Here is a 5,902-nt window from a genome sequence, read left to right on the forward strand (position 1 = left end):
ACTGCTCCCACAGGGAAGCGCTTTCGCGCTGTTGTAGAGTGGTGGTCATTGGTTTATGATTCCTATTAGGTTGTCGAGGTACGATTGATTGATGATGTCTCTATCTTAAAGACTTTGTATCGGTTTGTAAAGGGGTTTGACGATATTGTTACTTATACTATTGATAAGCTGAGATTATGCTAAGTCTATAGGGTTTCCTGACCAAGTTTTCCTTTTGGGGAGTACGTCGTCAGAAGCTGATGCTAAATCAGGTCATACTTCATGTTTATGAAAAAAGCCTAGATCTCGAACTCAGGTTAGACTAAAAAGGGAAGTTTAATCATAATGGCGGTTGTCCTGACTATGGTAGAAAAAGTTCGTAAAACCGAGGCGGAATGGCAGGCCCAGCTAACTCCCGAACAGTTCCAAGTTACTCGCAAAAAGGGAACAGAACGGGCGTTTACGGGTAAATATCACGATAATAAGGAAAAAGGTATTTACAAATGTGTCTGCTGTGGTACGGAGTTATTTACTTCTGACAGCAAGTATGATTCGGGTACTGGTTGGCCGAGTTTCTCGACCGCTGCTAACGAGACTAATATCAAGTACGAACGGGATATTAGTTTTTTCATGGTGCGGACAGAGATTGTTTGTGCCACCTGTGATGCACATCTTGGTCACGTTTTTAATGATGGTCCACCCCCAACGGGAAAACGCTATTGTCTCAACTCTGCCGCTTTGCAGTTTGAAAAAAATCCCTAAAGCAAAAAGAGGTCTTTCCAGACCTCTTTTTTTTAAGTTCTAGTGGCAGCCAATTACAGTAAACCTGTATTAGTTCCTGGTTTGCCGGTCGCTAACTGCACTTTGACAATTTTGCCGCCCATTTTCATGATGCGTTGTTGCTCACGAAACCAATTATCGTAGGGAACGAGTTTGGTGAAATAGGTATTTTGTAATTCCCGTTGTGTCCGAATGCGGCTTTGGCTAGGAACACAAGCGGTGATTTTGAACATCCGCATGGATTGATTTCTCCTAATCGCTGAAAAACTTGTCGCTCAAACTAACGAAGGCCTTTTTCTAAAATAACAAAGGTCGGGAGTCAAGGATCAATACTAGCTCGTCAAAACCTATCTTGGACAGATTCAGCCTTTAAAGACCTAGCACTCATCCTCGGCTTCCCGAACCTATTTTGTCCGAGTTCGTTATTTCTAGCTTAAGCCAGAGCTAATGTAGTCGAAGTAAATCCCCATTTCTTTACCCGCATCAGCACCAACTAAACTAGCGGTGACTTCTTTCATCGCTTGGATAGCTTGAACGGTGGAGGAGATGGGTACACCTAAAGAGTTGTAGGTTTCTTTCAGGCCGTTGAGAACGCGCTCGTCGAGGATAGAAGGATCTCCAGCTAACATAGCGTAGGTAGCATAACGGAGATAGTAGTCGAGGTCACGGATACAAGCGGCGTAACGACGGGTGGTGTACATATTGCCACCGGGACGGGTTACGTCAGAGTATAACAGGGACTTAGCCACAGCTTCTTTAACGATACCGGCAGCGTTGGCGCTAATGACACTAGCGGCGCGCACGCGCAGTTCACCGGTGGCGAAGTAGCCTTTCAGTTTGCCGAGAGCAGAAGCGTCAAGGTATTTGCCTTGAACGTCAGCAGAGTTGATAACAGAAGTAATTGCGTCTTGCATGGTGGTTCTTCCTTGGGTTTTGCTTAATCTTAAGAGGTTTACGGGGGGTGTGTCTAGAACAATTCACAAAGGAGTTATTCTAGGACATAGAGCCGATCACGTAATCGAAGTAGGAAGAAGCTTCAGAAGCATCGTCAGAAGACATAAGACCAGTAGCAACTTCTTTCATTTCGCGAACGCTTTGAGCTACGGCACCGATGTCGGTTCCTAAAGATTTGTACATTTCACGCACACCGACTAAACCGATTTCTTCAATCGGGGTGACATCACCAGCAACTACTCCGTAGGTGATTAAACGTAGGTAGTAGTCCATGTCACGCAGACAGGTGGCGGTCATTTCTTCGCCGTAAGCGTTGCCACCGGGGGAAACGATGTCAGGACGTTTTTGGAATAAGCGATCGCCAGCTTGTTTGACGATGGTTTCGCGAGCGCCGGTCAGGGTTTCGGCGATGCGTAAACGAGCGGCACCACTGCCAACGAAGGCTTTAATTCTGTCTAGTTCGCCGGGGCTGAGGTAACGAGCTTCAGCATCAGCATTCACGATCGATTTCGTGACGATACTCATTGATGGATTCCTCCCAACTAAGTGAGATTAATAAACTTAATCTGACATTTTATAGCAGTTGTGGTCACTACGCTCAAGTTATCTCGTTTCCGCCTCAGCGTCTCAAGACTTCCCTAGCTAGAGCGACCTAACGCAACTATTTTGCGGCATCTGGTTCACCTTCTCACTATTTTCGTAATACTTTTTAACATTTGCCCTCACAAGGGAGTGGGGAAGTGGGGAAGTGGGGAGCGGGGTGTAGGGTGTAGGGTGTAGGGTGTGGGGTGTGGGGAGAATCAATAAAACTAATCTTCTGACGACCGACGACCGACGACTGATTTACCCTAGCCAATTAATGGCTCCTTTAATCCAGTCTTCTGGCTGAGTATTTTTACTAAATAAAGCATCTTGACTGAGGACTGCCATAGCTCGATCGATCTCCTCTTGGCTGTATCCTAAAGCTAAAAGGGTCATCTGCACATCTTCAAGGATTGCCGCTGCCGGTAGTATTGCCGTGGTTGTCGTCGTCGCTTCTCTTAGTTGTCGCCATGCTGCCAATTTAGTTTTTAACTCTAAAGCGATTCTTTCTGCTGTTTTTAAGCCAACTCCGGGGGTTTTGCTCAAAAATTTGGTATTTCCTGTCACTATCGCCACCACAAGTTCCTCAATCCCCAAGGTATCGATTAAAGCTAGGGCTAATTGCGCCCCAACCCCATTGACGGAAAGCAGTTGACGAAACAGATCTCGCTCTGGAGCGGTGCCGAAACCGTACAATAAAGGCTGCTCCTCGCGAAGGAGTAGGTGAGTAAAAATCTGACGACTATCATTGTTATCTTTGCCGATGTCTAGGGCTAATCGCGAGGGAATTTGGATTTCGTAACCGATCTGGTTTACGTCTAAAATCAAGATCAGTCGGTTATTAGGGGTTTTGAGCACCTCGATCGCTTGTCCCCGTAAATAATTAATCATTGATTTAATTCTCCTACGAAAATAACCGAACCACAGGGATGACGGTTTTTACTCCCTGAAGGAATGCCGGGGAGATTTTCATTTTTGTTACAATTGTTAACAGAAGTGAATGGCGTAATTGATAACCTAATCTTCTTGGCGTTAGTCCCCAATAATTGGAGAAGATACAAAATGAATGGCAACATTAGAGTCGGGAATCTCTTTGGAATTCCCTTTTATATTAATCCTTCTTGGTTCTTCGTTCTGGGGTTAATTACCTTAACCTATGGGAGAGATTTAAGTCAGTTTCCCCAGTTAACGGGAATCATGCCCTGGCTCTTAGGATTTTTTGCCGCTATTCTCCTATTTGCCTCCGTGGTTGCCCACGAATTAGGTCATAGTTTTGTTGCCATCGCCCAAGGGATTGAAGTCAAATCAATTACCCTCTTTTTATTCGGTGGGTTGGCAACTCTCGGCAGAGAATCGAAAACTCCTCTAGAAGCTTTTCTAGTAGCAATTGCTGGCCCTTTAGTTAGTTTACTGCTCTTCGGTATCTTCCTAATTATTGGTTCCAATATTAGCTTAAATGCGCCCCTGGCGGCGATTCTTTCTCTCCTGGTCTATATCAACCTCGCCCTAGGGTTATTTAACCTGATCCCCGGTTTACCTCTAGATGGTGGTAATATCCTTAAAGCCATCGTCTGGCAAGTAACGGGCAATCCCAATAAAGGGGTTTTATTCGCTAGTCGTTTCGGTCAATTTTTTGGTTGGTTAGCGATTGTCATCGGTGCGCTATCAATTCTCGGAATCAGTCAATTTGGCAGTGCTTGGACGCTATTAATTGGCTTTTTCCTTCTACAAAATGCTGGCTTTTCCGCTCAATCAGCTAAGGTTCAAGATTTCCTAAGTCGCTACAGTGCTAAAGATGTTATCTCTCCTAATAGTCCTGTAGTGCCGATTAATTTAACCCTGCGCGAGTTTGCTAATAATTATGTTATCGGTAAACAACAATGGTCTAGATTCCTAGTTACCGATAGCGAAGGTAAACTATTAGGAGTGATTAATGTAGAGGATATGAAAACGATTCCCACTTCCCAATGGACAGAGGTAAATATCGGCCAGTTATTACAAACTAGCGAAAGTCTCAAACTGGTTTTGTCTAATACTTCCCTCCTAGATGTGGTAAAAATTTTGGAAGGAGAAAATTTATCTCAAGTGACAGTGGTAGAAGAAAACGGCAGGGTTTTGGGGTTAATTGAGAAAGCTTCTATCCTTACTTTTCTCGCCCAAGAAACCCAAAGTCAAGCCGCTTAATCAGTTATCAGTTATCAGTTATCAGTTAGGTAAATGTAATTTTCACCTCAATATTCTCGCAGAATTTTGTCTAGTATCTCCTGACTATACTAACTGTCGCATTGCTTGCCACAATTGCTCGTATTCTTGCTCGGTTGCTGGGGATAAAGGGTTTAAAAAATCGCTTTTTTTGATCGCTTCTGGATTAACAAGTAAAGGATTATTTCTAATATCTGGGGAAATTTGGTCGGGATTTTGAGTGAGAATTAGGGGTGATAATCCGGAGGTAAATAAAGAAATTTTAGTGGCGGATTCTGGTTGCCAACAAAAATCAATCCATTGCTGGACAAGAGAATTAGGAGTAGTTAAAACTGGTTTTACCCACACATCTGACCAGAGAGAAGTCCCAGATTTGGGGACAACAACTTTAATTTTATTATAGCGATCGCTCACGGGTAAAATATCATTAGACCAACCCACAGATAGCCAGACATCACCGAGTATCAGGGGTTGTAAATAATATTGATAACTATAAAATTTTACCTGTTTTTGTAAAGCGAATAGCTGGTCTTTTAGTGCCGTAACTTGCTTTAAATCACTGGAATTATAAGAATAACCCAATTTTTTTAGGGTTAAACCGATGACTTCGCGACGATTATCAATTAGGGCAATTTTACCGGTTAATTCCGGTCGCCATAGATCGGACCAATCCTGTGGTCGCCAGTCAAATTGAGCGAATTTTTCCTCATTATAGGCAATTACTGTCATTCCCCAACGATAGGGCGCACCCCAGACTTTACCCTCTGTTTGCGGTTGTCCTTGGGCATTGCGAGCCATGTTTTCTTGCCAACGGGGGGGCAGTTTTGACCAATTAGAGAGTTGAGAAGTATCTAGGGGTTGAATTAAACCGTTGCTAATCGCTTTTCCTAGCCAAGCATCCCCTAGGGTGACTAAATTACCGATCGCTGGGTTTTGTTCCCTAAAAGGGATAGGAAACGAAAATTGTGAGGTTGGTTGCCCCTGATTTTTTAACCATTTTTCCAACAATTTTAATAGCTCTTTCAGCTGCCTTTCCGACTGAAAATTGACTTTTTTTTCGGCAATAGTTTTCCGAAAATCTGTTAGTAATCGCGGCGGAATCGAACCAGATAGGAGAAAAATGCTCAGATTGCCGCTTCCAGAAGCGCAGCCACTTAAACCTCCCGCTAAGGCGATTGTACCTAATCCTTGCAAAAAAGAACGTCTGTTTAACATATCGCCCGCCGATTTTCAACTTCAACAGTAATAATTGCCAGTTTCTAGCCTTGGATTATTATAGGACGATTTTTAACAGAATGTAAACTAGGGAGTTTTGCCGCTACCGATTTCAGCTATAGATCGGCTTTGTTGTTAACTTTTATGGTAGAAAACTCTGATTTTGTCCTAGTTAAAGCTAGGATAGAAG

8 protein-coding genes are annotated in these 5,902 nt (G+C 43.5%); 2 read left to right on the forward strand and 6 right to left on the reverse strand.

What is annotated here, in order from left to right; genetic code table 11:
* The first annotated feature begins 324 nt into the window (after nt 1–324).
* Nucleotides 325–741, forward strand: coding sequence for a peptide-methionine (R)-S-oxide reductase MsrB (msrB, locus tag PX481_RS17105; RefSeq protein ID WP_288095141.1), 417 nt, complete (start codon nt 325–327; stop codon nt 739–741).
* A gap of 53 nt (nt 742–794) precedes the next feature.
* Here the strand turns inward: msrB and PX481_RS17110 are convergent, their stop codons facing one another.
* The 5 genes from PX481_RS17110 to ruvA form a co-directional block, all read right to left on the reverse strand.
* Nucleotides 795–998: a phycobilisome linker polypeptide gene (locus tag PX481_RS17110; protein ID WP_002739162.1), complete on the reverse strand. Its 204-nt coding sequence runs from the start codon at nt 996–998 to the stop codon at nt 795–797.
* Nucleotides 999–1,187: 189 nt separating this feature from the next.
* Nucleotides 1,188–1,673, reverse strand: coding sequence for an allophycocyanin subunit beta (gene apcB, locus PX481_RS17115; RefSeq protein WP_002738786.1), 486 nt, complete (start codon nt 1,671–1,673; stop codon nt 1,188–1,190).
* Between the two features lie 79 nt (nt 1,674–1,752).
* A complete protein-coding gene (apcA, locus tag PX481_RS17120; protein ID WP_002739012.1) occupies nt 1,753–2,238 on the reverse strand; it encodes an allophycocyanin subunit alpha in 486 nt (161 codons plus the stop codon).
* Between the two features lie 184 nt (nt 2,239–2,422).
* A complete protein-coding gene (locus PX481_RS17125) occupies nt 2,423–2,569 on the reverse strand; it encodes a hypothetical protein (protein WP_196219804.1) in 147 nt (48 codons plus the stop codon).
* A complete protein-coding gene (gene ruvA, locus PX481_RS17130) occupies nt 2,557–3,186 on the reverse strand; it encodes a Holliday junction branch migration protein RuvA (RefSeq protein WP_002758325.1) in 630 nt (209 codons plus the stop codon). Before ruvA ends, PX481_RS17125 begins: the two co-directional genes overlap by 13 nt.
* A 63-nt stretch (nt 3,187–3,249) precedes the next feature.
* Between ruvA and PX481_RS17135 the strand changes: the two genes are divergently transcribed.
* Complete coding sequence (locus PX481_RS17135; RefSeq protein WP_043998981.1) at nt 3,250–4,479, forward strand: site-2 protease family protein; 1,230 nt, start codon at nt 3,250–3,252, stop codon at nt 4,477–4,479.
* Between the two features lie 84 nt (nt 4,480–4,563).
* Here PX481_RS17135 and PX481_RS17140 read toward each other — a convergent pair whose 3' ends face one another.
* Complete coding sequence (locus PX481_RS17140) at nt 4,564–5,712, reverse strand: substrate-binding domain-containing protein (protein WP_288095144.1); 1,149 nt, start codon at nt 5,710–5,712, stop codon at nt 4,564–4,566.
* Nucleotides 5,713–5,902 lie beyond the last annotated feature (190 nt).

The organism is Microcystis sp. M53603_WE2 (assembly GCF_030065435.1).